The 399-nt window shown below is 69.2% G+C and carries 1 pseudogene; it reads right to left on the reverse strand.

From position 1 onward, the window contains the following. Nucleotides 1–44 precede the first annotated feature (44 nt). Nucleotides 45–399, reverse strand: a pseudogene (locus tag AB1L30_RS00645) (hypothetical protein); the annotation flags it as partial.

Here is a 399-nt window from a genome sequence, read left to right on the forward strand (position 1 = left end):
TGGTACCAAGCTTTTCAATTGCCCAGCAGACGCTTGATTCGTCGTCAATTACGTGGATATTCGCCATAGAGGGCCGGCGCGGTCGGGCCATCCGAGCCGAGGACCAAGAGCGCGGCGGGCTTTGTGTCGGGCCGGATCAAGGCCATCAGCGCATCGCCCGCCCCCGCGTATCGGCTGGCGAATCGGATCGTGCTCGGGCCGAACTCGGTGGTCGTCCGCACCACGGCCGGCCCCCGGATGACCAGGGCCCCGTCGACCACCGCAACCGCCTCGGCCGGGTTCTCCGCCCTGACCGTCCAGCCGAAGGTCGTCTCGCCGTCGAAGAGCTGGATCCAGCCCGCGGCGACCTCCTCGGCCGACAGGGCGTTGGCGGTCTCCTCCTCGGCCCGGACGCTCGGG

It is taken from the genome of Bremerella sp. JC817 (genome assembly GCF_040718835.1).
Taxonomy (GTDB): Bacteria; Planctomycetota; Planctomycetia; order Pirellulales; family Pirellulaceae; genus Bremerella.